Below are 26772 nucleotides of genomic sequence, written 5' to 3' on the forward strand. Positions count from 1 at the left end.
TTTTTCCGGCAATTGCACAATTGATTAGAGAATAAGACGCTCATCAGGTGACTTACTCAAGCTTCAGCAACCAATTCATCGTAGTGCTTTTGCAGCCCTTCGCGATGATCTACCATGCGCTGTAGTATTTGCGCCCAATGTTTCTCTCTGACCTTCTCAGAATCCGATTCCGAAATATCGCCGGTACTCGATCGGATAACGTTTACTCGAGATAGGATGGGCAGAAGCTCCCACTCATAACCGTCGTTTGTATCTTTCACACTGAATCCAAAATGGGCGAGATCCTTATCCCTCATCTGATCTGCCCATTTGAAAAATAGTCCACCCTTTTCTTTCTCACCGTTCTTCATCCAAGCCCTTGCCTGTGCTTTGAATTCAGAACGTAGCAGCATCCAATTTTTGATCTCTTCGGCAAAATAAGATTTGTCTACAGCACCGGCATCTGCCCAAGCGCCCAAATCATCGGACAAAAGCCCAACAACTTGCGCACTTGCGAGCAGCCCGGCAGCGTCTCCTACCGCAGCAAGCCGGTGAAGCTCTGCAATGGCACCTGCCGTGTTCAGGTCATCCGCAAGCGCGTCGATCACCGCCGGTGCCGCGCTGGCCGCGGGCTCAATGCCCGCTGTCAGCGCCCGCCACTTGCGCAATGTTGCCTCGGCTTCGCGCGCCTTCTTCTCGGTCCAATCCATCGGCTTGCGATAATGGGTCTGTAGAAAAACAAACCGGATCACCTCGCCAGGCACACCTTGCTCCAACAGGTCATGCACAGTGAAGAAATTGCCCAGAGATTTGGACATCTTCTTCCCTTCGACCTGCAGCATCTCGTTGTGCATCCAGACCCGGGCGAACTCGCCCTCAGGGTGCGCGCAGCAGCTTTGCGCGATCTCGTTCTCATGGTGCGGGAACATCAGATCGTTGCCGCCGCCATGAATGTCGAAACTCTCGCCCAGCAGCTCATAGCTCATGGCCGAGCACTCAATATGCCAGCCCGGACGCCCCCGACCCCACGGACTGTCCCAACCAGGCAACTCATCGGTTGAGGGCTTCCACAATACAAAATCCATCGGGTTTTTCTTGTAAGGCGCCACCTCAACCCGCGCCCCGGCAATCATGTCATCCACGGACCGCCCCGAAAGCGCGCCATAGCGGTCTTTCCAACTGTCCACGGCAAACAACACATGACCTTCGGCGGCATAGGCATGTTCTTTGGCGATCAGGTCTTCGATCATTTCGATCATCTGCGGGATATATTCTGTCGCGCGCGGCATCGCTTTTTCATGGCTGCCATCGAGGATCGATGGCTTCAGCGTGCCAAGCGCGCCCATATCGTGCAGATACCAGCCTATCGTCTCGTCCGAACGCTGCTGCACCAATTGCTCCAAAGACCCTTCGGCTCCGGCCTGTTTACGTGACAGTGCAGTGGCGTTGATCTTGTCATCTACGTCGGTGAAATTGCGCACGTAAGTCACGTGATCAGCACCATAGACGTGACGCAGCAATCGGTAGAGTACGTCAAACACCACCACGGGCCGCGCATTTCCCAGATGGGCCCGGTCATAGACGGTCGGGCCACAGACATACATCCGCACATTTTCGGGATCGATCGGCACGAAATCCTCTTTCGTCCGTGTCCTTGTGTTGTGCAGTTTGATCGTGGTCATCGGGTCGTGCTCCTGAAACAGCATAAACGTCACGCGTTGGCGCGGGCTTAGCAACTTGTCTCAGAGATGAAAACGAAAGAAACCGGCCCGCTTGAGAAATCAGCAGGTAATGCAGCAGATAATGATGCAGGTTCTCTGGTTCATGGCCTTTAGGTAGCATGAGTTCTCAGTTGAGCCAAGTCTTGAGTTTTTTCGGCAACATCTGCACCCTGCCCCTATGACCCGCGAATACGTCAATTCTGTCTGTGCGGATCTGCCCGGAGCCAAGCTGTCCGATCCTTGGGGCGGCGGACATGATGCCTGGAAGGTGGGCGGCAAGATGTTTGCCTGCGTCGGCTCGGTCGGGGATGGGGTTTCAGTCAAGACCCCGGATATCGAAACCGCTCAGATGCTGATCGACGCCGGGATTGGTACCAAAGCGCCCTACTTCCACCGCAGCTGGGTTCGCTTGTCGTGGGAGACAGATCCGGACGAGATCCAACACCGCCTGCTCACCTCATATGACATTGTCCGCGCCTCGTTGACCAAGAAAGTTCAGGTTGGCCTGTCGCCGCGAAGTTGATGGTTAGATCAGTTGAGCCGAACCGCTCATGCACAACAATTTAGAAACGAAATGTGGTGCGCAGATTGAACACATTTGAATTGAGGCTTCCCCCCGATTCCGGAATGTCATCAAAGTCCTGCCGCAACGCCTCGCCGCTGATGACAAATCGATCACCAAGAGGATAGGCAACCCCAATCCCGTAGACTGCTGCGGTATCACTGTCACCCGAGGTGCTGGCCCGCGCCGCGCCGACCACAACGTAGCCCAGCGTCGAACCAAAATCGTAGCCGCCCCGCAGTTTAAGCCGTGACATGCTGTCTAATCGGCCCTCGGACTGGCCTAGATCAAGGTTCAGTCGGTTGTATTCCAACTCACCACCCAGCACGAAGCTGCCAAAATCGTAGTCGTACCCGATCAGAGGCCCGAAGCTGGCACCGCTGCCACCAGCGCCGCCAGACCCATCAACATCTGTATATCCAAAGCTGAATCCGGCATAGGCCCCTGTCCAGTCTTCTGCAACGACCGACCCGGCCCCTGATATCAGGGCTGCGGCAAGTGCGGCCGTCAAAGACTTCATGCAGACCTCCAATCATCCGTTGCCGGTTGGGCGCATACAAAAGACCAAAATCTGATGATCTGTTGGCCCAGGCATCTGCTTTAACAAAGGGTTCAAAACCAAATAACTATACGTAGATTAACAGATTCTTACCCAGATGGGGAAAAAACATTTGAACACGAGGATTTGCTGCCAATTGAAATTGACGGACAGCAAAAGAAAACTACGACAAAGTCGCAAACAGAACAGATTGTCTTTTGACGCCTTGAAACAATGCCGACATCAAACTGAGGTAGTTGATGCATAACGAAGTTTGGAAAATCCGTCTGGTCAGCCGCACCATCGGTGCGGATCGTGGGCGTGCGGCACGAGGGCGGCCAACCCCGGTCTGAGTACACGCACCCAATACGTATTTTTTCGACCGGACACCAAACATGAACGAACAAACCCGAAATTCATCACGCAGCGGTGGTCGCGCCGCGCGTCGTGCGGCCCGTGCATCGGCACTCCCTGAACATCTGCGCCCTATTCGGCCAGGTATGGAGGGTGGGACGCTTAAGGTTCTGACCCAAGCGCAGATCGAGCGTATCCATCAGGCCGCACTGACCGCGCTTGAGACCATCGGCCTTGCGGACGCGCCCCAGAGCGGCATCGACTACCTTGTGGCTGCGGGATGCTCGCTGGGCGACGATGGCCGCATTCGCTTTCCACGCGCATTGGTCGAAGACACCATCGCCAAGGCCAATCGCTCGGTCACGCTGTACAGTCGGGATGGCAAATCGGATCTGGAGCTGTCAGGTACCCGGGTCCACTATGGCACCGCCGGGGCTGCAGTCAGCATGGTTGATGTGCACGGCCAGGAATACCGCGATTCGACTCTGCAGGACCTGCATGACGCCACCAGAATCTGTGAACAGCTTGAAAACATTCATTTTGTTCAGCGCCCAATGGTGTGCCGCGACATTGCAGACAACCTTGAGATGGACCTGAACACGGTCTACGCCACCACTTCTGGTACGTTCAAACACATCGGCACTTCGTTCACTGAACCCAGCCACGTTGCCCCAGCCATCGAGATGCTGCACATGATCGCCGGTGGTGAAGACAAATGGCGCGAGCGGCCATTCATGTCCAACTCTAACTGCTTCGTGGTGCCTCCGATGAAGTTCGCCACCGAAAGCTGTGAGGTGATGGAAGAGTGCATCAAGGCCGGAATACCGGTTCTGTTGCTCTCTGCCGGCATGGCCGGAGCCACCGCGCCCTCAACCGTCGCTGGTGCAATCACTCAAGCGACGGCAGAATGCCTTGCCGGTCTGGTTTATGTAAACGCCGTAAGGCCAGGCGCTCCTGCGATTTTTGGCACTTGGCCGTTTGGTCTGGACCTGCGCACAGGCGCGATGTCCATCGGCTCGGGAGAACAAGCGCTGTTGACAGCTGGTTGCGCACAAATGCACCAATTCTACAATCTGCCGGGCGGTGCTGCCGCGGGTGCTTCTGATGCGAAATTGCCCGATATGCAGGCCGGTTGGGAGCAGATGTGCTCAAATGTCATGGCTGGGCTTGCAGGTCTGAACATGGTGTATGAGGCCGCTGGCATGCACGCCTCTTTGCTTGGGTTTTGCCATGAAAGCTTGATCCTCAGCGATGATCTGATCGGACAAGCGCAGCGCTGCGTGCGCGGGATAGAGGTAACCGACGAGACATTGGCGCTGGATCAGATGGCCGAGGTCTGCATGGGCGGGCCTGGTCACTACCTTGGTACTGATGCAACATTAGGGCGCATGCAGGCGGATTATGTCTATCCAACCTTTGGAGACAGATCGTCGCCGAAAGAATGGGTCGAACTTGGCAAGCCAGATCTGATCGAAAAAGCCGTGAAACGAAAAGAAGAGATTCTGGCGATTCCATCACCGGCGAGATTCGATCCGCTTCTGGATGCTAAGCTACGCGACAAGTTCAACATTTACTTGCCCGCATAAGCTCTTGAATAATAAGCGGCCCGAAGAATTCGGGCCGCTCGTAATTAATGTGGACTAGCCATCGGTTAACGGCAGCAGACCCGCTTGCTGGGCAATTGTGATCTCATCCTGATCCAGCGCACCATCGCCGTTCGCATCCATTAAGGCAAAGCCCTCGGCATCGACATCGGGCACCACGGCCTTGACCTCATCGATTGTCAGAACGCCGTCGCCGTTTACGTCAGCTGCGCTCTGTGCGTGCACCAAAGTTGGCAAGCCAAATGCCAGTGCCGAGATTACGAGCAATTTTTGCGGTTTCATGTTATGCCTCCTGATTAGGTTTTTCCTGAGTATTTGCGTCCGGACAGGCGCCAGAAAAACGCCACTCATCTGAAACGTCACCCGCTCAGATTGATTTTGCTGCAAACGCGCCAATCTCTGCGTGTTTGCCCGAGTCGCATCTGCGGAGGCTTGCCGGGCGAAATGCTCAACACCGATTTCGGCAACTCTTGCCCGATCCAAACAGAGTGATCAGGCAAGGCCTTGCCCAAAACCGCGACTCGGACTTGAAAAAAGAAAGGGGGCCGAAGCCCCCTGTCAGTTTCGCCTTCCAGGCTCATTTCGTTGACCGCCCGGTGTTTTTTTGCCTGCGGCCTGGACTGCGCATGGGGCGAGCGCACCCGCCCCGTGAGAGAGTGGGAGGGAGCAAATATTCCGCCCCACCCTGTTCCCGGCCAACACGGGCATGTCGGCCGAGTGGAGCGAGGCATCGAAGGTAAGTCTCAGCGCCTTGCTCCGTATTCGTCGGGGTCGGTGCCTGTGGCAGCGATCCGACCCCTGCACCCCGGGTTGCCGGGGCGCTAAAGTCAGCTACACCCGCTTGTCGCGCCGCAAGTGTTGCACTTCATGCAGGTGCCGTTCCGCACCAGCGTGTAGTTTCCGCATTCTCCGCAGGGATCACCCTCGTACCCTTGCATCTTGGCTTTGGTACGTGCGTCCATGCTGGTTGCGACGGCTGTTTCAGCCGGTGCTTCGAACGTAGCTGCGGTTTCAGCCATGCCCGTCACGTCGGCTTGGCCGCCATTGAAGACCATCAGATCCTGCGGCAGACGCTTGCGCAAATAGCCAGTTGAACTGATTTGTTTCAACACTTCCAAGGATTTGGTCGCCGCGCTTTCACTAATTTCCGAAACGTTGGACAATCCGTCTTCTTCCCCACGACCCAGATCGTCGAAGGTTGCGCCTTCGGGTTTGACATGGGCCAGATCGGTGCGATCCAGATAGGACACAGCCAGTTCACGGAAAATGTAATCAAGGATCGACGTCGCGTTCTTGATCGAGTCGTTGCCCTGAACCATCCCCGCCGGTTCGAACTTGGTGAAGGTAAAGGCGTCGACGAATTCTTCCAGCGGCACCCCATATTGCAGGCCGACCGAGACCGCGATGGCAAAATTATTCATCATCGCCCGGAAGCCAGCGCCTTCCTTGTGCATGTCAATGAAGATTTCGCCCAGCTTGCCATCTTCGAACTCACCGGTGCGCAGATAGACCTTGTGGCCACCGACGATTGCCTTTTGGGTATAGCCCTTGCGGCGATGCGGCAGCTTCTCACGGTGGCTGCGGATCATTTCCTTGACCACAACCTTCTCGATCACCTTCTCGGCCAGAACGACGGCTTTTTCCCGCGTTGAACCGCTTTCCAGCACTTCCGCCGCCTCATCATCATCCTCGACCAGCGCCGCCGCCAGCGGTTGCGACAGTTTCGAGCCATCACGATAGAGCGCGTTCGCCTTCACACCCAGCGACCAGCTAAGCTCATAGGCTTTCTGGCAATCCTCGATGGTCGCGTCATTGGGCATGTTGATCGTTTTACTGATCGCGCCCGAGATAAAGCTCTGCGCGGCGGCCATCATGGTGATGTGGCTATCAACCCCAAGGAAACGCTTGCCTTTCTTGCCGCACGGGTTGGCGCAGTCAAAGATCGAATAGTGCTCTTCCTTCAGATGCGGCGCACCTTCCAGCGTCATGGTTCCGCAGACGTGGTCGTTGGCCGCGTCGATATCTGCTTTTGTGAAGCCGAGGTGGCGCAGCAGGTCGAAGGTCGGGTCGTTCAACTTAGTTGCCGGGATGCCCAGAACGCCGGTGCAGAAATCCTCGCCCAAGGTCCACTGGTTGAACACGAACCGGATATCAAAGGCGCTTTCCAGCGCAGCATCCACTTTCGCCAACTCGTTGGGCCCAAAACCATGGCCGGTCAGCGAGGTATGGTTGATCCCTGGCGCATTGCCGATGGTGCCGTGACCGACTGCGTAACCCACGATCTCTTCGATCTGAGCCGAGGAATAACCCAGCTTCTCCAGCGCCGAAGGCACCGAGCGGTTGATGATCTTGAAGTAACCGCCACCGGCCAGCTTCTTGAACTTGACCAGAGCAAAATCCGGCTCGATCCCCGTGGTGTCACAATCCATCACCAGACCGATGGTACCGGTCGGCGCGATCACGGTGGCCTGCGCGTTGCGATAGCCGTTCTTCTCGCCGAGGCTCAGCGCCTCATCCCATGCCGACATGGCCAGATCTACCAGACGCTTATCAGGGCAGTTTCCGTGGTCCAGAGGCACCGGCTTTACCGCCAGTTTCTCATAACCGTCGTTCACACCTTGCGCCGCGCGTCGGTGGTTGCGGATGACACGCATCATGTGATCTGCGTTGCGCTTGTACCCTTTGAAGGCACCCAGTTCCCCCGCAATTTCCGCCGAGGTTGCATAAGCCACACCAGTCATGATCGCGGTCAACGCGCCACAGATGGCCCGGCCTTCGTCCGAGTCATAGCTATAGCCCATGTTCATCAGCAGCCCGCCGATATTGGCATAACCCAGACCCAAGGTGCGGAAGTCGTAAGACAGTTTCGCAATTTCCTTAGACGGGAACTGCGCCATCGTTACCGAAATTTCCAGCGTCAGCGTCCACAGACGCGAGGCATGCATATAGTCTGCCGCCTGGAACTCACCATCCTTAAGGAAGGTCAGCAGGTTCATCGACGCCAGGTTACAGGCCGTGTCATCGAGGAACATGTATTCCGAGCACGGGTTCGAGCCGCGAATCTCACCATCTTCGGGGCATGTATGCCATTCGTTGACAGTGTCGTGGAACTGAATACCCGGATCGGCACAGGCCCAAGCGGCGTGGCCGACCTTCTCCCACAGATCGCGCGCCTTAACGGTGCGGGCGACCTTGCCGTCGGTGCGGTTGATCAACTCCCAATCGGCGTCTTTCTCAACGGCGGTCAGGAACGCATTGGTTACGCGGATCGAGTTGTTAGAGTTTTGACCCGAGACAGAGCTGTACGCTTCCGAATCCCAGTCAGTATCGTAGGTTGGGAACTCGATGCTGTCGTGCCCCTGCCGCGCATAATCGAGAACCCGCTTGATGTAAGTCTCGGGGATGGCGACCTTTTTCGCCTCACGAACGGCCTTTTTCAGGCTGTCGTTCTTGTTCGGATCATAAGCGTCATCAGCAGCGCCGTCCCATGAGCGAATGGCCTCGAAAATGCCGTTCAGCATCTTCTCGTGCATCTTCGATCCGGCAACGATCGAGGCCACTTTCTGCTCTTCGATCACCTTCCATTCGATGAATTGTTCGATATCGGGGTGATCTGCATCGACGATTACCATCTTTGCTGCCCGACGGGTTGTCCCGCCTGATTTGATCGCGCCAGCGGCGCGGTCGCCGATCTTGAGAAAGCCCATCAGGCCCGAGGACTTGCCGCCACCCGACAGCGCCTCACCTTCTGCTCGCAGGTGGCTGAAGTTGGTCCCGGTACCCGAGCCGTATTTGAACAAGCGCGCCTCGCGCACCCACAGATCCATAATGCCGCCTTCGTTCACCAGATCATCATCGACGGACTGGATGAAACATGCATGCGGCTGCGGATGCTCATAGGCGGATTTCGATTTGGTCAGCTTGCCGGTTTTGTAATCGACATAATGGTGACCCTGCGCCGGACCGTCGATCCCATAAGCCCAGTGCAGACCAGTGTTGAACCACTGCGGCGAATTCGGAGCTGCGCGCTGAGTTGCCAGCATATAGCGCATCTCATCGAAATAAGCCCGCGCATCTTCCTCGGTCGAGAAGTAACCGCCTTTCCAGCCCCAATAGGCCCAGGCACCTGACAAACGGTCAAACACCTGCTTGGATGAGATTTCGCCATCAAACTCGGCATCGTCTGCAGGAACCGAGCGCCACAGGAATTCAGGAACGTCTTTTTCCTTAACTCTCTTCAGCTTGGATGGAACGCCTGCCTTGCGAAAGTATTTCTGCGCGATGACGTCGCTGGCCACCTGGCTCCACTTCGCAGGAACCTCGATTCCATCAAGGCGGAAAACAATCGTGCCGTCGGGGTTCCGAATCTCAGAGGTCGCGGACACAAAATCCAGTTCGGCATATGCATCTTGTCCCGGTTTGGTGAATTTTCTTTCAATCTTCATGTCCGCTGCCCCAGCTTCGATCTGTCCAAATCTTCATTCTCGGCACTGAATTTCGATGTCTCGGGGTGCCGCCCGCTTTGCCCAAATAATTCAAGACGTAAGAGACCGGCCGCCGCCTTAAGCCGCGCAGAACCCTAACTGCGGGTTCACGTCATACTGATTTGCTATCCGTCCCTCGTCCGATGCCTTTTCCGGTCATTACCTACCAGATTTAGTGGCTCGTGTTTTGGCCCATACAATCTGGCGTATATTCCCATAGTTGGTCAACGGGCTTTTTTGGTCATTTTCGGATTCTTTTAGCTTGACCCTTTTTGACGAACCGGCGGAAATTCGCCGGATCACGATTCCTCCACAGAGATGTCCCCGTGCGACACACAATTTGCATTTGGCCTGTCAGGACAAATTTTCGTTTTTTCCGCCATAGTTAGAGGCAATTGATCATCCAGTCAGGCGTTTAGGGCATGTTCAGAGAATCATCGTCACGACAACAAAGCGCATGCCATAGTCAGAAGACCACGACATTTCTGGATGGGAAAACTATTCAACATGCGTTTGATTTCGTTGTTAACTATTGTGGGCTTAATCGTGTCCTGTACAGCACAGGAAACCCCCGAAGGGTCACGCAGCGCCCAGTTTGCCGGATACCCACAGAGTCTGTTCAATTCATTCAAAACCGACTGCGCAGGCCCGGGCGACAAGTACATTAAAAACGCAGCAAGCAGCTTTGAATGCCGCGAAACGCTTTCGCCCGAGACAACAGCCTATTTGATTCTCAATTTCAATGGATATGCGCAAGACCTGCCGCAAATCGTGACGCGGCTCAGTTCAACCAAGAATCAAGCGGGATACCGTGTCGATGCCGATCTGTTCTTCTTGGTTCCGCAGAAAGATGGCTCAACCCTGAGGATACCCATCGAAAGCGAAGAATTGGACAGGGATTTTTCCCGCCTCTACACTGACTATGGCGGTACGCCAGTGTAAGAGAAGGTATGGTCGGGGCGGCAGGATTCGAACCTACGACCCCCTGTACCCAAAACAGGTGCGCTACCAGACTGCGCCACGCCCCGGACCGTGCGCCTTCCTAAACGCGCCGATCTGATTTGAAAAGCCCTAACAGGGCCAAATTGCAGGACCTTGCGAAAAAACTTCGTGACGCATCTGCGTTCCGGGCCGAATACCATAGCGCTCAGCGAGACCGGCATTGATTTCCAACACCGCGTAAACCGAATCTCCGCCTTCAATCGGGCTCAGATCTCCTGGAACCGCACCCTCATGAACGCGGGTCACGGTGCCTACGCGATCAACAAAAATCATATCCAGGGGAATCAGGGTGTTCTTCATCCAAAACGCAACGCGTTGCGGGGGATCGAAGATAAACAACATCCCGGATCTACCGGGCATGCTTTCGCGAAACATCAGCCCACGTGAGCGTTCTTCCGGAGTTACCGCCAATTCGATGTCGAAACGGACCTGGGCCAGATCGTTTCGCAACTCAACGCGGTCAGGTCGGCATTCGGCCTGTGCAATCCCACTTAACAAAAACGACAGGAACGCCAGTGCCAAAGTCGTTCTGATCATTCGAAACCTAATCGTTAAGGGCCGCTTCCCAGGCCAGAACCTGTGCAGCCATCCGTCCGCGTTTACCGTCGATGACGCGCATCGCCAACGCCTCGCCAGGCTGCAGATCCGCAAGGCCCGAACGCCGCAACACCTCTATATGGAGGAACACATCTTCGCTGCTGCCAAACACATTGGCAAAGCCAAAACCCTTACCCTTGTCGAACCATTTGACGCGCGCGGCCTCAAGTGGAGCGCTGCCGATCACGGTTGGATCAAGCTCGGCAAAATCGGCCAGCATCATCGTTTCTGCACGCACAGGCGGATCGACGCTGATCACCTCAACGGCTTGAACGCCGCGATCAGTTTTATGCGTCATGATCTCAATGCCAGCGCCATCAGCAACCGAGCTTTGACCAAAGTTCCGCAGCACATTGACGTGCAACAGAATGTCCGGGCCGCCTTCGTCGGACACAACAAATCCGTACCCCTTAGCGGGGTCGAACCATTTAACGTGTCCACGGACGCGATACATGCTGTTCAGATCTTCTGGCACTGTTTTCCCATTACGATGATACGCAGGTCGTTAAGGGTTTGTTGTTTATGGTATTGGCCCGCAAATTCAAGCCGAAAAAAGCTTTTATCTGCAACCAGTTGCATTTCGCGACACGCGAACGTCATGGATTCAACCTCTGCACTTGCCAGTCGGAATCAACACTCGGCCGTTTCCACTGAAACCGGTCATGCAACCTGAAGGCGCCATCGGCCCAGAACTCTATCTCAACAGGCGAGATTCTATATCCTCCCCAAAAATCGGGGCGCGGTGGATTGGTTCCAAGTTTTGCAGTCACCTTCGCCACCTCAGCCATCAACGTCGCGCGACTATCCAAGGGCTCTGACTGGCGCGATGCCCACGCACCTAAACGGCTTTTGAGCGAGCGCGATGTATAATATTCGTCGGCCTTCGGCCCATCCTCTTTGGTTATCATACCACGAACACGGATTTGACGCCGCAAAGATTTCCAATGCATCACAAATGCAGCTTTGTGGGCACTATCCAACTCCTGCGCCTTAGCGCTGTGATAGTTTGTATAAAAGACAAATGCGTCTTTTTCGATCTCTTTCAAAAGAACCATGCGCGCATTTGGCAAACCTTCCGAATCCACGGTTGCCAGCGCAATCGCGTTCGGATCATTCGGTTCGTTTTTTTCTGCCTCAGCCAGCCACCGACCCGCTATTTCGAACGGATCCGCCCCGGCGAAGATGCCAATATGCTCGTTCATTTCCATCCCCTGGAAATAATTAACCCGACCCTAAGGCGAGAACCCGCTGCGGGCAAGAGCGCATGGCCTTGAAGCAGGACAATCAATGGCATAAACCAACCAAACACAATGCGACGACAGGCGGAGAACCGAAGATGTCAAATCAGTTGATGGCCGGAAAACGCGGCCTCATCATGGGACTGGCCAATGACAAATCAATCGCATGGGGGATAGCCCGCGCCTTGTCCGACGCCGGGGCCGAACTGGCCTTTTCTTATCAGGGGGATGCTCTGAAAAAACGCGTCGATCCCTTGGCGGCACAATTGGGCAGCGAGATTGTTTTGCCCTGCGACGTCAGCGACGAAACATCTATCGATGAACTGTTCAGCGCGCTTGAAGAGAAATGGGGCAAGCTGGACTTTGTTGTTCACGCCATCGGTTTTTCCGACAAGAACGAGCTGCGCGGGCGCTACGTTGATACTTCGCGTGCGAACTTTAACCTTACCATGGATGTTTCGGTCTATTCTTTCACTGCCGTTATGCAACGCGCGGAGAAGATGATGAACGAAGGTGGCAGTGCGGTCACCCTAACCTACTACGGTGCCGAGCAGGTCATGCCGCATTATAATGTGATGGGTGTTGCCAAAGCTGCCCTTGAGGCGTCAGTCAAGTATCTGGCCGAGGATCTAGGCAAAGACGGCATTCGAGTGAATTCGATTTCAGCCGGCCCGATCAAGACGCTGGCCGCCAGCGGCATTGGCGATTTCCGCTATATCATGAAGTGGAACGAATATAACTCGCCGTTGCGCCGAAATGTGACCATCGATGACGTCGGTAAATCAGCCCTCTACCTGCTGTCGGATCTCAGCAGCGGGGTGACCGGTGAGAATCTTCACGTAGATTCGGGATATCACATCGTCGGCATGAAGGCCGTTGATGCGCCGGACGTGGAAAAAGGATAAGAACCATGAGCGCCAAGGACCGCCTGCCCCACGAAAAAGGCTTCCATATCAGCTGGGACCAGATTCATCGCGACTCACGTGCGCTGGCCTGGCGTTTGGATGGGCAAGGACCAGATGATGGAGCATGGCGCGCGGTTGTGGCGATTACCCGTGGCGGTATGGCCCCTGCGATGATTGTCAGCCGCGAGCTGGATATCCGTACCGTCGACACCGTCAGCGTGAAATCATACCACCATCAGTCGCAAGGCGAGGCCGAGGTTCTCAAGGCCCCCAACGCTGAATTGATGGGGGATGGCACCGGCATTCTGATTATCGACGACCTTGTCGACAGTGGTAAAACGCTGGAACTGGTGCGTGAAATGTATCCCAATGCGCATTTCGCGACGGTTTATGCCAAGCCCAAGGGGCGTCCGATGGTGGATACCTACATCACCGAGGTCAGCCAGGACACCTGGATATTCTTTCCATGGGACATGGCACTGCAATATGTCGAACCCTATCGGGGCACCGATTGAGCAAGCGTTTTGGCTTGCATTCTGAAATCACGGACTCACCATGACAATGACCCGCACTGCTGCCACCTTTGCCCCTCCGGTGATGGAGGCGCGTCGTTGGCTTGAAGGGGTCAAATTCCCGGTCGATCGCCCGTTGATCAATGTCAGTCAGGCCGCCCCTGTTGATCCTCCGCCGCTCGCGCTGCGGCACGCCATGGCTGAGTTCGCGGTCAGTCAAGACAGCGCTCATCTTTACGGTCCGGTTCTGGGCAATGATGATTTGCGATCTGAACTCGCAGCTCAGATTAGCGCGCACTATGCTGCAAAAGTTTCGGCAGATCAGGTTGCGATCACCTCGGGCTGCAATCAGGCCTACTCGGCCGTGATATCCGCGATCACGGATCAGGATGATGAGGTCATTCTGCCAACTCCTTGGTATTTCAACCATAAAATGTGGTTGGATATGGCCGGGGTCAAAGCGATTGATTTGCCCACCGGGGATGATCTGTTGCCTGATCCGGAGCAGGCGCGTGCGCTGATTACCGATAGGACCCGGGCAATTGCGTTGGTAACACCGAACAATCCCGGCGGCGTGGAATATCCTTCAGAACTGGTGCGGCGCTTCTATGACCTCGCGCAAGAGGCGGGAATTCGGCTGTTGGTCGATGAAACCTACCGCGATTTCGACAGCCGAACCGGGGCTCCGCATGACTTGTTTCAGCAACCGGACTGGGATGAGACATTCGTGCATCTCTATTCGTTCTCAAAAGCCTATCGGCTGACCGGACATCGCGTGGGTGCCATTGCTGCGGGCGCTCCGCTATTAGCTGAGATTGAGAAATTTCTGGACACGGTCGCAATCTGCCCCGGCCAGATTGGGCAGTTCGCAGCACTTTGGGGAATGCAGAACCTGTCGCAATGGGTTGCGGGCGAGCGCGAAGAGATCCTCGATCGGCGCGCTGCCATATCCGAAGGGATGCCGGTGCTTGAGGCCAAGGGCTGGCGTCTTTTGGGGTTGGGGGCGTATTTCGCCTATCTCGAACAACCCTTTGAGATTTCATCGGACGAACTGGCCCGGCAATTGGTGCCCAAATCCGGCATTCTACTGTTGCCCGGAACCATGTTCATGCCCACGCGCGACCCCGCCGGAAAGCAACAGGTCCGGATCGCATTTGCAAATCTCGATCGCGCAGGAATCGCGCAGTTGTTCGACCGTTTGAAGGCCCTGTCCTTCTAAGCTTGCCCCCCGGCTGCACGCATCGTATTCAGGGCCGCAACCAACAGGGCAGACACTTGCCGACAAAACCAAGAGGGCACCATGGCCGCAGGCATGAAAAACCTATCCAAAACCTTTGTCTGGATTCTCATGGGTCTTCTGATGCTGGGCCTTGCGGGCTTTGGCGCAACTAGCCTGACCGGCACCGTTCGCACTGTTGCCCAAGTTGGAGACGAAAGCGTCTCGGTCGATGAGTACTTCCGCGAGTTGCAGCGCGAAATTCGTGCCGTCGAAGCGCAAACCGGTCAGGCCATGCAGATTTCTCAGGCGCATGATCTTGGTCTCGACCAACTGGCCCTGTCGCGCCTGATCGCACTGGCCGCGCTTGACAATGAGGTTGGGCAGCTTGGCATTTCGATCGGCGACGAGAACCTGCAGAACGAGATCGTGCAGATCCCCGCTTTCCAGGGCGTCAACGGTACATTCGACCGTGAAGCTTATCGCTTTCAGCTCGAACAAGTAGGCATCACCGATTCCGAGTTCGAATCGGATCTGCGTAAAGAATCTGCCCGCACCATCGTTCAGGGCGCAGTCATGGGCGGGGTCGAGATGCCCCGCACGTTGACCGAAGCACTGTCAAACTATGTCTTGGCCCGCCGTAGCTTTACCGTTGCCACCCTGTCTGGCGATGTGTTGGAGACACCTATTGCGGAACCAACGGACGCACAGGTTCAGGACTATTACGACGAGAACTCCGATCAGTTCACCCTGCCCCGCACCAAGCAACTGACCTATGCGATTCTGTCGCCAGACATGCTGCTTGATACAATCGAAGTTGATGAGGATTCCCTGCGCCGCCTTTATGATCAGCGGGTGGATCAGTATTTTCAGCCCGAGCGTCGACTGGTCGAACGCCTGCCCTATCCCAGCGAAGAGGCCGCGACCGAGGCGCTGGCGCAGTTGGAAGTCGGCGGCGCAGATTTCGAACAGTTGGTCCGCGATCGACAGCTTGAGCTGAGCGATGTCGATCTGGGCGACGTCACCCGCGAAGATCTGGGCGACGCTGCCGACGCCGTGTTCGCAGCTGAGATTGACGACGTGGTGGGCCCGCTTCCCACTGTATTCGGCCCTGCCTTGTTCCGGATCAATGGATCGCTGGCCGAAAACAACGTCACATTTGAAGATGCCGAGCCTGAACTACGCGCAGAGCTTGCTGCCGACCGCGCGCGCCGTCAGATCGAGGCACAGGCCGAAGACATCAACGACCTGCTTGCAGGTGGCGCAACGCTGGAAGAACTGGTCGGTGAGACCGAAATGGAGTTGGGCCAGATCGACTGGACCCAGCAAAGTGATGAAGGCGTCGCCGCGTATGACGGCTTCCGCGCAGCTGCACTTGCCGTTCAGGAAGGTGACTTTCCCGAGGTTGCATTCCTCGAAGACGGTTCGATCTTTGCCATGCGCTTGAATGAGGTTCTGGAACCGCGCCCAGAGCCTCTGGACAGTGCCCGCGCCCGTGTCGCCGATGCCTGGGTTCAGGTCGAAACCGCGAAAGCGTTGCAAAATCAAGCGAATACGGTTCTGACACAGCTGGCGACCGATGGTGACTTCACGACCACGGGTTTGCCTTTCCGGGTGGAAAACGCCCTGACCCGCACGGCTTTCCTTGAGGATGTTCCGATAGAATTCATGACACAGGTCTTTGAAATGGAACCGGGTGAGCTGCGGGTCATACCCGGAAATGGCACAGCCTTGATTGTGCGTCTGGATGAAGAGCTGCCGCCAGCCGAAACAGATGAGCAACGCCAGATGCAGGATGCGCTGGCCGCGCAATTGGATCAGGCTTTGGCACAAAACATCTTTGATATCTACGTGCGCGACGCCCAGACCCGCGCGCGCCCTGTGCTGGATCAGCAAGCGCTGAACGCAGTACGGGCAAGTTACTAAAGAGACCGCACATGGCCCTGACCCCGGATTTCGAAACCTTCGCACGCGCTTATGACGCGGGTGAAAATCAGGTTGTCTACACACGCCTTGCTGCGGACCTGGATACGCCTGTGTCCTTGATGCTCAAGCTGACCGGCGCGCAGAAAGACGCATTCATGCTCGAGTCGGTGACCGGTGGCGAAGTGCGCGGGCGCTATTCGATTATTGGGATGAAGCCCGATCTTGTCTGGCGGTGCAACGGTGAGTCGTCGGCCCTGAATCGATCTGCCCGGTTCGATGCCGAGGCGTTCGAGCCCCAGGATGGCAACCCGATGGACAACCTGCGCGCCCTGCTGGCCGAAAGCCGCATCGCGCTGCCGGATGATCTGCCCCAAGCTGCCGCCGGACTGTTTGGCTATCTGGGCTATGACATGGTGCGGTTGGTCGAGTATCTGCCGGATGTGAACCCCGATCCGTTGGGCCTGCCCGATGCGATCATGTTGAGGCCGTCGGTCATCGCCGTTCTGGACGGCGTCAAAGGTGAGGTGACCGTTGTGTCACCAGCTTGGGTCAGCGAAGGCCAAACCGCCAAAGCAGCTTATGCTCAAGCGGCCGAGCGTGTGATGGACGCCGTACGCGATCTGGAACGCGCTATGCCCGCCGAAACCCGTGATCTAGGGGACGCCATCGAGGTCGGCCCTCCGACCTCGAACTTCACCAAATCTGGCTATATGCAGGCGGTCGAAAAGGCCAAGGAATACATCCGAGCAGGTGATATCTTTCAGGTCGTTCCAGCCCAACGCTGGACGCAGGATTTCCCGCAACCCCCCTTTGCGCTCTACCGCTCGCTTCGGCGCACCAACCCGTCGCCATTTATGTTCTACTTCAACTTTGGCGGATTTCAGGTTGTAGGCGCAAGCCCCGAGATTCTGGTTCGCGTCTTTGGTGATGAAGTCACGATCCGCCCCATCGCTGGCACCCGTCCACGCGGTGCGACGCCCGAGGAAGACAAGGCCAACGAGGTCGATCTTCTGGCCGACAAGAAAGAACTGGCCGAGCACCTGATGCTGCTGGATTTGGGTCGTAACGACACTGGTCGCGTTGCCAAGATCGGCACCGTACGACCCACCGAAGAGTTCATAATCGAACGCTACAGCCACGTGATGCACATCGTGTCAAACGTTGTCGGAGAGCTGGCCGAAGATAAAGACGCGCTGGATGCCTTCTTTGCCGGGATGCCTGCCGGGACCGTCTCAGGCGCGCCCAAGGTCCGCGCTATGGAGATCATCGACGAGCTGGAGCCTGAAAAGCGCGGCATTTACGGCGGCGGCGTCGGCTATTTCAGCGCTGGTGGCGACATGGATATGTGCATCGCCTTACGCACAGCCATTGTGAAGGACCACAAGCTTTATATCCAAGCTGGCGGAGGCGTTGTCTATGACAGCGATCCCGAAGCGGAATATATGGAGACGGTCCATAAATCCAACGCCATCCGCCGCGCGGCAGCGGATGCAGCGCGTTTTACCGGTAGCGGAAACAGCTAATAAGGCGACGGCAGGTAACTGCCGCTAGCCATCCGTCGGGGTTTCAGGATTGTCCTGCTGAACCACTTTCATCATGACCGCTGAGATTGGCGCCATGGCCACGCGGCTGCCGCGGTCCTCAAGGCCCCACAGCAGTAGGGCCGAAATCGTCTCGGGGCGCAGTCGCCCTAGCATGACGACGGCCCCCTCTTGCCCGGCTCGGAATGCGGCTTGATCAAGAAAACGGCGCATGATCTTGGGATCCTGCCTGGCGCCGTCGAAATCGCGGAACACTACGCTTGAAGGAATCCCGTTTCGCGCGGCCAGTTTCTGCGCGGTGTTCAGGCCGTTGTCCTGCGTCACCAAACCTCGCCCGGTATCGCCCGCAATCGCCGCGACTTGATCGGCCAGCTTTCGGTTGCCCTGAATGCCGGTCCCTACACCTTCCAGAATGCCAACCGTGTGGGGTAATTCATCCAACCAAACCGACAGCGACACTTCGGCATCCTGTGCGCTGGCCGCTTCGTGCATGTCAATCAACGCCAGAACTTCGAACCCTGCTGCGCGGTGACGCGCCATCTTCTCAGCCGCCTCCGGGTCTGACGGACTGATGGCAAAGCTAAGTGGATATGGGAAATCCTGAAGCGCCTCGGCCCCAAAGGCCCCTTCGTCATCGATCAAAATGATCGACATGAGCGGTTTGGAGTCCGGGTTATCAAAACTGGCCGCATGGGCCTCGATTGGCTTTGCCTCTATTTCGGGCACGACCTCAACCTGCTCTGCCGGTGCATCATCTCGTTCGGTCAGTGGAATGATGCGTTTACCGGCCAGCGAGCCGCTCGATGCGGTATCCCCGTCGCCACCGATCTGCGGCAGCTTCAGGACACGAGGCTGCTGAACCGGGCGCGTATCTTCTTCGCCCTCAACAGCGATCGGATTGTCTTCCGGTACAAGTTCAACTTCCGGCGTCTCGACAGGCACATTTGGCAAGGCCTCGGTTTCGGGCTGCAGCGCCGCGATCTGAGGTGCTTGTTCTTCAGGTTCTTCTTCCACCACTTCCGGTTCAGGGACCAACTCTGGCTCTGGCGGAGGTGGAGCATCTGCAAGTGTTGCGGGTTCGGCCTCTTGCTGTGGCGCATCTGGTTCAGCCAGCGGCGCAGGCGGCGCGGCCGGGGCCTGCGTCTGGACAGTTACTACCGGAGCGGAAATGCCTTCGGGCGCGGAAGTCTCAGACGGCGTCGCAGCTGTTTCGGGGCGCGTGCCCGGTTCCAACTCTATGCCAGCCAACCCATCCAGGGAATCTGACGAGACTTCAGGGGCCTCTGGCCCAGACGGCGGCAATTCCACCAGATCAGCATCAACACTGCTTTCGTCAACCTTCGCAGGCTCGACGGGCTTGGGCGCGTCAGCAACTTCAGGGGCTGTCGCCGCCACTTCCGGTTTGCGCGTCAAAGGTGTGGTCAGCGACAAAACCGCGCCCAGTGCCAATACCGAGACCGCCCCGGCGATCAATCCACCGTAAAATCCGCCCATCGAATTCTCGCCTCTCGCGTTATTTCGTGCCTCTTTCGCCCGGACACCATCTTTCGTGGCGCTTTCTTGTACCGTGTCAAGTTGGGTATGTCCTCTTGACGCTGCCGCACAAGCCTGAGCATGTATGTCCCGACATCATACCGCGCCTGAGGCCTGCATCGCCAGCCCGAAATGGCCATAAGAAGATAAGTGCTCAAATGCTGCTGCTGATCGACAACTATGACTCGTTTACCTACAACCTCGTTCACTATCTGGGTGAGCTTGGAGCCGAGATGGTCGTGCGCCGGAATGACGCGCTGGATGTGCAGGAAGCGATGGCGATGAACCCGGCTGGTATCCTGCTGAGCCCTGGCCCTTGTGACCCGGATCAGGCGGGCATCTGTCTGGCACTAACCGAAGCAGCCGCTGAGACCCAAACACCACTAATGGGCGTCTGCCTTGGCCATCAGACGATCGGTCAGGCTTTTGGCGGAAAGGTTGTGCGCTGCCATGAAATTGTGCACGGCAAGATGGGCACGATGAAGCACACCGGAAAAGGCGTATTCGCAGGTCTGCCCTCACCCTTCGAGGCCACCCGGTATCATTCGCTGGTCGTTGAACGCGAAAGCCTGCCCGACTGCCTTGAAATCACCGCCGAGCTTGAAGACGGCACGATCATGGGGTTGCAACACAAAGAGCTGCCGATTCACGGCGTTCAATTCCACCCGGAATCCATCGCCTCTGAACACGGGCACGCCTTGCTCAAGAATTTCCTGAATGAAATGAAAGTCCCAGCATGAGCGACGCTCTGAAACCGCTGATTGGTGCTGCGGCTGACCGACCTCTGACCCGCGCCGAGGCTGAACAGGCCTTTGGCATTCTTTTTGATGGCGCTGCAACACCCAGCCAAATCGGCGGTTTGCTGATGGCGATGCGTACTCGGGGTGAAACGGTAGATGAATACGCGGCGGCTGCCGCCGTGATGAGGGCGAAATGCAATGCGGTGAATGCCCCGGCTGGTGCGATGGATATCGTTGGAACCGGGGGTGACGGCAAGGGTACGCTGAACATCTCGACTGCCACCGCTTTTGTGACTGCAGGTGCTGGAGTCACGGTCGCCAAGCACGGCAACCGAAATCTCAGTTCGAAATCCGGCGCGGCAGATGCGCTTGGCCAGCTTGGCATCAATGTGATGGTCGGGCCGGAAGTTGTTGAAAAAGCGCTGAAAGAGGTCGGTATCGGTTTCATGATGGCCCCGATGCATCACCCTGCGATCGCCCATGTTATGCCATCAAGGCAGGAACTTGGGACGCGCACAATCTTCAATATTCTCGGTCCACTCACCAACCCCGCTGGGGTAAAGCGGCAACTGACCGGAGCGTTCAGCAAAGACCTGATCCGCCCGATGGCTGAAACGTTGGGCCTGCTGGGTGCTGAGCATGCGTGGTTGGTGCATGGCTCTGACGGAACTGATGAATTGACGATCACAGGCATCAGCTGGGTCGCCTCGGTAGAAGATGGCGCAGTGAAGGAAGTCGAGCTTCACCCAGAAGACGCTGGCTTGCCCGTACATCCGTTCGAAGACATCGTCGGTGGCACGCCGGAAGAAAACGCCGTCGCATTCCGCGCATTGCTTGATGGCCACCCCTCGGCCTATCGCGACGCGGTGTTGCTGAACTCTGCCGCTGCCCTTGTCGTCGCAGACGCCGCAAGCGATCTGCGCGAAGGGGTCGCGATGGCTGCTGAAAGCATCGACAGCGGCAAGGCCCGCGACAAGATTAACGCGCTGGCACGCATTACACAGGAAGCCGCATGACCGAGACCGTTCTGGACAGGATCAAAGCCTACAAATTGGAAGAAGTCGCCTTAGACAAGGCAAATAAGTCTCTGGAAACACTAGAATCCGAGGCCCGTAATGCACCAGAGGTGCGCGGATTTGCAGAAGCTTTGCACAAAGCGACTCGCACTGGGTATGGGCTGATTGCAGAAGTTAAGAAGGCCAGCCCGTCCAAGGGATTGATCCGCGAAGATTTCAATCCGCCTGCATTGGCCCAAGCCTATGAAGCTGGAGGGGCCGCATGCCTTTCGGTTCTTACAGACACGCCAAGCTTTCAGGGGGCGAAAAACTTCCTGACCGAAGCGCGCGCGGCGTGTTCGCTGCCCGCACTGCGCAAGGACTTCATGTACGATCCTTATCAGGTGGTCGAAGCCCGAGCGCTTGGTGCTGACTGTATCCTGATTATCATGGCTTCGGTCGATGACGCGCAGGCGGCAGAGCTTGAGCAAACTGCTTTCGATTGGGGAATGGATGTTCTGATCGAAGTACATGATGCCCAGGAATTGGAACGCGCGACGCAGTTGAAAAGCCCTTTGATCGGGATAAACAACCGCAATCTCAAAACCTTCGAGACAAGTCTTGATACGACGCGTCATCTTTCAAAGCTGGTTCCTGCGGATCGCACGATCGTCTGCGAAAGCGGTCTGAGCACTCCGGCCGACCTCGCCGATATCGCGCGTTTTGGCGCGCGTTGCTTCCTGATTGGTGAAAGCCTAATGCGTCAGGATGATGTGGCCAGCGCCACCCGTTCACTGCTGGCCAATCCATTAATCCCCGGGGTGATGTGATGCCGCTGACGCATTTTGATGCCAAAGGTGAGGCCCACATGGTGGATGTGTCCGACAAGGCCGTCACCGACAGGGTTGCGGTCGCCGCCGGTCACATCAAGATGGCGCAGGAAACATTTGATATCATTTCTGAAGGGCGCGCCAAGAAAGGCGATGTTCTGGGTGTGGCGCGGCTTGCGGGTATCATGGGCGCCAAAAAGACGCCGGATCTCATACCACTCTGTCATCCATTGCCCGTCACCAAAGTCGCTGTTGAGCTTACTCTGGACCCCGATCTTCCCGGTGTGCAGATTGAAGCAACCGTCAAAACCTCGGGGCAGACCGGTGTCGAGATGGAGGCGCTGACTGCAGTCTCAACAGCAGCATTGACCGTCTATGACATGACCAAGGCCGTTGATAAGGCGATGGAAATCGGCGGCATTCGTGTATTGCTGAAAGATGGCGGAAAATCAGGTCGTTACGAGGCGTCATGATATCGGTAGAAGAAGCGCGCGCGCTGCTGTTTGATCTGGTTTCCCCTTTGCCTGCAGAAACCGTCGGCCTTTCCGACGCAGGCGGTCGTGTTTTGGCTCAAGGTGTCACCGCAACCCGTGATCAGCCCCCTTTTGCGGCCTCCTCAATGGATGGATTCGCGGTTAAGGCGACCGAGGTTGAGTTGCACGCGATGTTCAAGGTTGTGGGAGAGTCTGCCGCCGGACAGCGCTTTGAAGGAACCGTCGGCCCAGGACAGGCGGTGCGGATATTCACTGGCGCGCCCGTCCCTAATGGTGCGGATTTCGTGGTCATTCAGGAAGATGTCGACCGGCGCGGCGATCTAATCACAATAACAGACACCCCCGGCGAAAAGACCAATATCCGCCCAGCTGGCATCGATTTCGCCATTGGTACAGAAATCAAGGCTCCCCGCCGGATCAGGCCGGAAGACGTTGCGCTGATGGCGGCGATGAACGTCGCATCAGTTCCTGTGGCCCGCAAACCTATCGTCGCATTGATCTCAACTGGCAACGAACTGGTGATGCCCGGTGAAACGCCCGGGCCTGATCAAATCATCGCCTCGAATACCTTTGGCTTGAAAGCGCTGCTTGAAAACAATGGCGCGCATGTACGCATGCTTCCGATTGCACAAGACACTGTTGCGTCTCTGGAAACCGCTTTTGGCTTGGCGCAGGATGCAGACCTTGTCGTGACCATTGGCGGGGCTTCGGTCGGCGAATATGATCTGGTTGCAGATGTGTCAGAAGGTCTTGGTCTGGAACAGTCATTCTACAAGATTCGCATGCGCCCCGGCAAACCGCTGATGGCCGGGCGCTTGGGCGATGCCGCAATGGTTGGCCTGCCCGGCAACCCTGTCAGCGCCATGGTTTGTGGTTATCTTTTTCTGGTTCCGATGGTGCGCCACATGCTGGGAATAGATCATGTGCTTTCGCCTCTGCAACAGGCCCGGCTGACGGCTCCGCTTGCTCAAAACGGTGGGCGCGAACATTACATGCGCGCAGTTGTAGACCGCGGCGGTATTCGCGCTTGTGGTGATCAAGACAGCTCGCTGCTTAGCGTTCTGGCGCAGGCAAATGCGTTGATTGTACGCCAGCCCAACGATCCAGCGCGCACCGTTGGTGAAGACGTCACCTACCTGCCGATTTAGCAAATCCGTTGACACAAAACGTGAACATGCGTAGAACAAAAGAAAACGCATGAGCGATGAGGTGCGAGCGATGCTGACCAAGAAGCAATTGGATTTGCTGGAATTCATCCACAAACGCGTGCAAGCGGACGGTGTTCCGCCCAGTTTTGATGAAATGAAGGCGGCGTTGGACCTGCGTTCCAAATCCGGAATCCACCGACTGATCACCGCGCTGGAGGAACGAGGCTTTATCCGCCGTCTCGCCCACAGGGCGCGCGCCATAGAAATCGTGAAGCTGCCCGAAAGTTTGGGCGGTGAACCCACGGCGGGTTTCAAACCTCGCGTGATCGAAGGCGACCGTCCAGAAGGTCCTCGCCCCGCCAATTTCGAACCTGTCACCGTTGATGCGATGGAATTGCCTGTGATGGGCCGGATCGCAGCAGGTGTTCCGATCGAAGCGATCAGCCATGTCTCACACCGCGTTGCTGTACCGGGATCAATGGTTTCGGGCCGTGGAGAGCATTATGCGCTCGAGGTTCGGGGTGACTCCATGATCGAAGCGGGGATCAATGATGGCGATGTGGTGGTCATCCGCGAAACCACAGCTGCTGATAATGGTGATATCGTGGTTGCGCTGGTCGAGGATCAGGAGGCTACTCTGAAACGCTTCTTCCGCCGCGGTCAGGCCATCGCGCTAGAAGCAGCCAATCCAGCCTATGAAACCCGCGTTCTGCCTGAAGATAAAGTGAAGGTTCAGGGTCGTCTGGTCGGTCTGATCCGCAGCTACTGACGCGACTTAGGCGACCACAAGCGACGGCCTGAGACATAGGTGCTGGTCAATACCCGACCCTTTGACAGCGCAAGACTGCCTGTCTTTTGCAGTGTCTCAAGATCATAGACACTGCATGCCCCTTTCAGCGACAGAGAGACTGGTGCAATTACGATCTGATCTGGATCACACTCATCGAATGCAAGCGCTGCGCGTTTACCCGTCAGGTGCACAAGCTCTTTGCCACCCATCAGGTAACGCTGAACACCTTCGGTAGGCTCGGGCCAACGCAGCGCAGCCTTGGTCTGATCTACGCCATCCCCGTCATTTTCCAACCAGACCGATGCGACAAATCCGCTACCTTTGGGTTTACTCAGCGCACGTCCCTGTTCGGTCATGACGCCGACAAGACCCCCGGTATCAGCGATCAGAACATCAGGCCGGCTGCCCTGCCCCCACATCGCAATAGCCACCACCGCAGGAGCCACGCCGATCCATCGCGCGCGACCTTGCCACAAGATCAACCATAGGACCGACATTGTCAGAACGGGCAGAACAAATCCCAATGGGCTGACGACAAATCCCCGCGCGCCCTCGAGATCCGATACCCAATGTGCAACGGCGAGTATCCATCTCAATCCCAAACCCATCACATGCAGCGCGATTGCTTCAAGCCCGAAGGGTGCAAGGAGCGCTGCAACAACGGCGCTGGGAACAACAAGCGTACCCATAACAGGCACCGAAACGAGGTTCGCCACTAAGCCGTAATGCGAAACGGTATTGAAATGCGCGGCCCCAATTGGCGCGGTTGCGATCCCCGCAATGGCTGAAGACATTAGCAAAGCCAGCACCGGTCGGAACCACTTTGGGCCGGGCATTGGACCGTAGTTGCGCAAGGCCCCAAACGCTGCAACAAGCGCGGTCGTGGCAGCAAATGACATCTGAAATCCCGGGCTCAGCAAGGTTTCAGGTCGCAACACCAGAACGATCAGTGCAGCAACTGCCACCGCACGCAGTGAAATCGCGCGGCGATCCAGCAGCACCGCCCCCAACATGACGCAAACCATAACAAATGCCCGTTCGGTTGCTACATTTCCACCAGAGAGGAACAAATAGATCGTAGCGGCAAACAAGGCGCAGATCGCTGCCAGTTTCCGAACAGGCACACGCAGCGCAAGTGTTGGCATCATCGAAAACCCAACGCGACAAGCCACGAAAACAAAACCGGTCAGCAATCCCATATGCAAACCGGAAATCGCAAGAAGATGTGCCAGATTAGATGCACGCAGCGCCTCAAGCGAGGATTGCCCCATGCCGCTACGATCTCCGGTGGTGACGGCGGCGGCAAACCCTCCGACCTCGCCAGGCAGGATCGCGCGCACCCGGTCCGAGATGGCCATGCGCCAGGCCGTTATACGAACGCCGTCACGCCCACCTTGGGCCGGGGCCGAGGTCAAAACCGGGACGCGGGTGTATCCGACAGCGCCAAGCTGCTGGAACCAGGCATGGCGTCGGAAATCAAAACCACCAGGCTCGACAGGTCCTTGCGGCGGCGAAAGATGGGCGGTGGTCATGATCCTTTGGCCTGGCGAAAGGTTCACGGTGTCACCGTGAATAGATAGCCGGATGCGCTGTGGTCTCTGGTCAACAGGCACGTCCCCGATCCGCACCTGATCCAGTGTCACCCGCAACGCATCCGACGCAGAGCGGTCCAGCGCCACGACCCTCCCCTCGACTGGGCCGTAATAGCGCCATTGCAGAACCGGCTCTGCAACCGTGTGTGCCCGCGCGCCTGCCAACAGAAATCCTGTTGCGATCAGCGCCATTCCGACGGCCAGCGGACGCCAGGCGACTTCGATCCAGCGCGCCGCCGCCAACGAAAGCAACGCAAATGCCAGAACGCCAACGTACAGGTCAGCTGCGGGCTCGAACCCCAGGCCGAAATACCCGCCGATGCCGACAGCCAGACAAATCGGAGACCACGGAAACAAATGTCCCCGCTGGGTCAGCAATGCGGTCTCGACCCGTGTCAGAACACGCATGGTTGCCCCCGTCCTTCGGGCTGGGTAGATAGTCGCCAAACTATGCCCGCGAAGGTTACCAAA

23 protein-coding genes and 1 tRNA gene are annotated in these 26772 nt (G+C 56.8%); 14 read left to right on the forward strand and 10 right to left on the reverse strand.

Translation table 11 applies throughout. From position 1 onward, the window contains the following. Positions 1 to 56: 56 nt before the first annotated feature. The gene (cysS, locus tag ACR0B3_RS03410; RefSeq protein ID WP_480807838.1) at positions 57 to 1661 is read right to left on the reverse strand and encodes a cysteine--tRNA ligase; all 1605 of its coding nucleotides are present in this window, start codon (positions 1659 to 1661) and stop codon (positions 57 to 59) included. Between the two features lie 217 nt (positions 1662 to 1878). On the opposite strand from cysS, the gene ACR0B3_RS03415 reads away from it, so the two are divergent. Further along, entirely contained in the window at positions 1879 to 2223 is a 345-nt protein-coding gene (locus tag ACR0B3_RS03415; protein ID WP_480807839.1) for an MmcQ/YjbR family DNA-binding protein, read from the forward strand. Positions 2224 to 2263: 40 nt separating this feature from the next. Here ACR0B3_RS03415 and ACR0B3_RS03420 read toward each other — a convergent pair whose 3' ends face one another. Continuing rightward, positions 2264 to 2782 carry an outer membrane protein gene (locus tag ACR0B3_RS03420; RefSeq protein WP_480807840.1) on the reverse strand — a complete coding sequence of 173 codons (519 nt, stop codon included), beginning with the start codon at positions 2780 to 2782 and terminating at the stop codon, positions 2264 to 2266. Positions 2783 to 3195: 413 nt separating this feature from the next. On the opposite strand from ACR0B3_RS03420, the gene ACR0B3_RS03425 reads away from it, so the two are divergent. Next, complete coding sequence (locus ACR0B3_RS03425; protein WP_480807841.1) at positions 3196 to 4740, forward strand: trimethylamine methyltransferase family protein; 1545 nt, start codon at positions 3196 to 3198, stop codon at positions 4738 to 4740. Between the two features lie 54 nt (positions 4741 to 4794). On the opposite strand, the gene ACR0B3_RS03430 is transcribed toward ACR0B3_RS03425, so the two are convergent. After that, positions 4795 to 5040, reverse strand: a complete 246-nt coding sequence (locus tag ACR0B3_RS03430; protein ID WP_480807842.1) for an EF-hand domain-containing protein — start codon at positions 5038 to 5040, stop codon at positions 4795 to 4797. Between the two features lie 545 nt (positions 5041 to 5585). Continuing rightward, positions 5586 to 9203, reverse strand: coding sequence for a vitamin B12-dependent ribonucleotide reductase (locus ACR0B3_RS03435; RefSeq protein WP_480807843.1), 3618 nt, complete (start codon positions 9201 to 9203; stop codon positions 5586 to 5588). Positions 9204 to 9749: 546 nt separating this feature from the next. Here ACR0B3_RS03435 and ACR0B3_RS03440 point away from each other — a divergent pair. Further along, positions 9750 to 10184, forward strand: coding sequence for a hypothetical protein (locus tag ACR0B3_RS03440; protein ID WP_480807844.1), 435 nt, complete (start codon positions 9750 to 9752; stop codon positions 10182 to 10184). Positions 10185 to 10193: 9 nt separating this feature from the next. Here ACR0B3_RS03440 and ACR0B3_RS03445 read toward each other — a convergent pair. From ACR0B3_RS03445 to pdxH, 4 genes are all read right to left on the reverse strand, one after another. Then, a tRNA-Pro gene (locus ACR0B3_RS03445) sits at positions 10194 to 10270 on the reverse strand. A 43-nt stretch (positions 10271 to 10313) separates the two neighbouring features. Beyond that, positions 10314 to 10781 (reverse strand): DUF192 domain-containing protein, encoded by a 468-nt coding sequence (locus ACR0B3_RS03450; protein ID WP_480807845.1) that lies wholly within the window; start codon positions 10779 to 10781, stop codon positions 10314 to 10316. Between the two features lie 7 nt (positions 10782 to 10788). Then, positions 10789 to 11316: a cold-shock protein gene (locus ACR0B3_RS03455; RefSeq protein ID WP_170392983.1), complete on the reverse strand. Its 528-nt coding sequence runs from the start codon at positions 11314 to 11316 to the stop codon at positions 10789 to 10791. 121 nt (positions 11317 to 11437) lie between these two features. Continuing rightward, positions 11438 to 12043 carry a pyridoxamine 5'-phosphate oxidase gene (pdxH, locus tag ACR0B3_RS03460; RefSeq protein WP_480807846.1) on the reverse strand — a complete coding sequence of 202 codons (606 nt, stop codon included), beginning with the start codon at positions 12041 to 12043 and terminating at the stop codon, positions 11438 to 11440. Positions 12044 to 12177: 134 nt separating this feature from the next. Here pdxH and fabI point away from each other — a divergent pair, with 134 nt between their 5' ends. The 5 genes from fabI (at position 12178) to trpE (ending at position 18161) form a co-directional block, all read left to right on the forward strand. Beyond that, positions 12178 to 12984, forward strand: coding sequence for an enoyl-ACP reductase FabI (gene fabI, locus ACR0B3_RS03465; protein ID WP_170683724.1), 807 nt, complete (start codon positions 12178 to 12180; stop codon positions 12982 to 12984). A 5-nt stretch (positions 12985 to 12989) separates the two neighbouring features. After that, positions 12990 to 13499, forward strand: a complete 510-nt coding sequence (gene gpt / locus ACR0B3_RS03470) for a xanthine phosphoribosyltransferase (RefSeq protein WP_170683723.1) — start codon at positions 12990 to 12992, stop codon at positions 13497 to 13499. Between the two features lie 40 nt (positions 13500 to 13539). Next, on the forward strand, positions 13540 to 14715 hold the full coding sequence (locus ACR0B3_RS03475) for an aminotransferase (protein ID WP_480807847.1): 1176 nt from the start codon (positions 13540 to 13542) through the stop codon (positions 14713 to 14715). A gap of 81 nt (positions 14716 to 14796) precedes the next feature. Further along, positions 14797 to 16638, forward strand: coding sequence for a peptidyl-prolyl cis-trans isomerase (locus tag ACR0B3_RS03480; RefSeq protein ID WP_480807848.1), 1842 nt, complete (start codon positions 14797 to 14799; stop codon positions 16636 to 16638). Positions 16639 to 16649: 11 nt separating this feature from the next. Next, a complete protein-coding gene (gene trpE, locus ACR0B3_RS03485) occupies positions 16650 to 18161 on the forward strand; it encodes an anthranilate synthase component I (RefSeq protein ID WP_480807849.1) in 1512 nt (503 codons plus the stop codon). A 24-nt stretch (positions 18162 to 18185) separates the two neighbouring features. On the opposite strand, the gene ACR0B3_RS03490 is transcribed toward trpE, so the two are convergent. Then, positions 18186 to 19673 carry a divergent polysaccharide deacetylase family protein gene (locus ACR0B3_RS03490; protein ID WP_480807850.1) on the reverse strand — a complete coding sequence of 496 codons (1488 nt, stop codon included), beginning with the start codon at positions 19671 to 19673 and terminating at the stop codon, positions 18186 to 18188. A 197-nt stretch (positions 19674 to 19870) separates the two neighbouring features. Between ACR0B3_RS03490 and ACR0B3_RS03495 the strand changes: the two genes are divergently transcribed. From ACR0B3_RS03495 to lexA, 6 genes are all read left to right on the forward strand, one after another. Next, positions 19871 to 20452 (forward strand): anthranilate synthase component II, encoded by a 582-nt coding sequence (locus ACR0B3_RS03495; protein WP_170392975.1) that lies wholly within the window; start codon positions 19871 to 19873, stop codon positions 20450 to 20452. Further along, positions 20449 to 21468: an anthranilate phosphoribosyltransferase gene (gene trpD / locus ACR0B3_RS03500; protein ID WP_480807851.1), complete on the forward strand. Its 1020-nt coding sequence runs from the start codon at positions 20449 to 20451 to the stop codon at positions 21466 to 21468. Before ACR0B3_RS03495 ends, trpD begins: the two co-directional genes overlap by 4 nt. After that, a complete protein-coding gene (gene trpC, locus ACR0B3_RS03505) occupies positions 21465 to 22277 on the forward strand; it encodes an indole-3-glycerol phosphate synthase TrpC (protein WP_480807852.1) in 813 nt (270 codons plus the stop codon). The genes trpD and trpC overlap by 4 nt, the downstream gene beginning before the upstream one ends. Then, positions 22277 to 22750, forward strand: coding sequence for a cyclic pyranopterin monophosphate synthase MoaC (gene moaC, locus ACR0B3_RS03510; RefSeq protein WP_170718858.1), 474 nt, complete (start codon positions 22277 to 22279; stop codon positions 22748 to 22750). The genes trpC and moaC overlap by 1 nt, the downstream gene beginning before the upstream one ends. Next, entirely contained in the window at positions 22747 to 23919 is a 1173-nt protein-coding gene (locus ACR0B3_RS03515) for a molybdopterin molybdotransferase MoeA (RefSeq protein WP_480807853.1), read from the forward strand. The genes moaC and ACR0B3_RS03515 overlap by 4 nt, the downstream gene beginning before the upstream one ends. Before the next feature lie 70 nt (positions 23920 to 23989). After that, positions 23990 to 24688 (forward strand): transcriptional repressor LexA, encoded by a 699-nt coding sequence (gene lexA, locus ACR0B3_RS03520; protein WP_170684224.1) that lies wholly within the window; start codon positions 23990 to 23992, stop codon positions 24686 to 24688. Here the strand turns inward: lexA and ACR0B3_RS03525 are convergent. Further along, positions 24682 to 26709, reverse strand: a complete 2028-nt coding sequence (locus tag ACR0B3_RS03525; protein ID WP_480807854.1) for a ComEC/Rec2 family competence protein — start codon at positions 26707 to 26709, stop codon at positions 24682 to 24684. The genes lexA and ACR0B3_RS03525 overlap by 7 nt on opposite strands. Positions 26710 to 26772 lie beyond the last annotated feature (63 nt).

Source organism: Ruegeria sp. CE9 (assembly GCF_056537425.1).